The 1,607-nt window shown below is 62.9% G+C and carries 3 protein-coding genes; all 3 read right to left on the minus strand.

The window, feature by feature from the left end; genetic code table 11:
* Positions 1-802: FAD-dependent oxidoreductase (locus tag BHE01S_RS35760; protein WP_042273217.1), on the minus strand; the 802-nt coding region annotated here is incomplete at its 3' end.
* Positions 803-806: 4 nt separating this feature from the next.
* The gene (sdhD, locus tag BHE01S_RS35765) at positions 807-1,175 is read right to left on the minus strand and encodes a succinate dehydrogenase, hydrophobic membrane anchor protein (RefSeq protein ID WP_042273220.1); all 369 of its coding nucleotides are present in this window, start codon (positions 1,173-1,175) and stop codon (positions 807-809) included.
* A gap of 3 nt (positions 1,176-1,178) precedes the next feature.
* The gene (sdhC, locus tag BHE01S_RS35770; RefSeq protein WP_042273223.1) at positions 1,179-1,595 is read right to left on the minus strand and encodes a succinate dehydrogenase, cytochrome b556 subunit; all 417 of its coding nucleotides are present in this window, start codon (positions 1,593-1,595) and stop codon (positions 1,179-1,181) included.
* Between the last annotated feature and the right edge of the window lie 12 nt (positions 1,596-1,607).

The following is a 1,607-nucleotide window of genomic DNA, read 5'->3' on the forward strand; positions in this document are numbered from 1 at the left end:
TGCCGCCTTCGCCGCGCACGCCTTCCGTGATCAGCACGCCCGCGCCGGCCACGCCGGTCGGGTGGAACTGCCAGAACTCCATGTCCTGCAGCGCGATGCCCGAACGGGCCGCCATGCCCAGGCCGTCGCCGGTGTTGATGAACGCGTTGGTCGATGCCGCGAAGATCCGGCCTGCGCCGCCCGTGGCGAACAGCGTGGTCTTGCCTTCGAGGATGTAGACGTCGCCCGTTTCCATTTCGAGCGCGGTCACGCCGAGCACGTCGCCGTCGGCGTCGCGGATCAGGTCGAGCGCCATCCATTCGACGAAGAACGTGGTCTTCGCCGCGACGTTCTGCTGGTACAGCGTGTGCAGCAGCGCGTGGCCGGTACGGTCGGCAGCCGCACACGCGCGCTGGACCGGCTTCTCGCCGTAGTTGGCCGTATGGCCGCCGAACGGGCGCTGGTAGATCGTGCCATCGGCGTTGCGGTCGAACGGCATGCCCATGTGTTCGAGCTCGTACACGGCGTTCGGCGCTTCACGGCACATGAACTCGATCGCGTCCTGGTCGCCGAGCCAGTCGGAGCCCTTGATCGTGTCGTAGAAGTGGTAGTGCCAGTTGTCTTCGCTCATGTTGCCGAGCGAGGCGCCGATGCCGCCCTGCGCCGCTACCGTGTGCGAACGCGTGGGGAACACCTTCGAGAGCACGCAAACCGACAGGCCGGCGCGCGCGAGTTGCAGCGAAGCGCGCATCCCCGAGCCGCCAGCACCGACGATGACCACGTCGAACTTGCGACGCGGCAATGAATTCTTGATTGCAGCCATTCTTTTACACTCTCCAGAGAATCTGAGCGGCGTAGCCGAGGCTGCCCAGCAGCCATGCGATCGTGAGGACGTCCAGCGTGATGCGCAGGCCGACCGGCTTGATGTAGTCCATCCAGATGTCACGCACGCCGACCCACGCGTGCAGGAACAGCGCGATCAGGGTGACGAACGTCGCGAGCTTCATCCACTGCGCGGCGAAGATCGAGGCCCAGCCGTCATACGAGAAGTCGTGCGCGCCGAAGAACAGGACGAGCAGCACGATCGTGTAGATCGCCATGATCACGGCGGTGGCGCGTTGCGCGATCCAGTCGCGAATGCCGTAGTGAGCGCCGACGACAAGGCGCTTCGGACCGATACCGTTATTAGCCGACATTTTTTAGAACGCTCCGAAGAGTTTTGCCGCAAAGGCGATCGTGAGGACCGTGGAGATGATCACGACGACCATGGAGGTCGACTTGCCTTTTTCCTTGCTCACGAGGCCATGGTTGAAGTCCATGCACAGGTGACGCACGCCAGCGCAGAAGTGGAACAGGAACGCCCATCCGAGGACCAGCACGATGAGCTTGACGATGATGTTGGAGAGGAAGCCCTTGAATACCTCGAAGCTAAGCTCCGAAGTGAGGCTCTGGTCCAACAGGAACAGGATGAAAGGCAGGAACAGGAACAACAGCGCACCGCTCACGCGGTGGCCGATCGACACACGGCCGGCCAGAGGCAGGCGGTATGCGAACAATATCTGCCCAAGCCCGATGTTCCGGTATTCCGGCCTCGGTTTTTTTGCGGCTTCTGCCATGCTAGACCCCTT

The sequence above is a fragment of the Paraburkholderia heleia NBRC 101817 genome (genome assembly GCF_000739775.1).
Taxonomy (GTDB): Bacteria; Pseudomonadota; Gammaproteobacteria; order Burkholderiales; family Burkholderiaceae; genus Paraburkholderia; species Paraburkholderia heleia.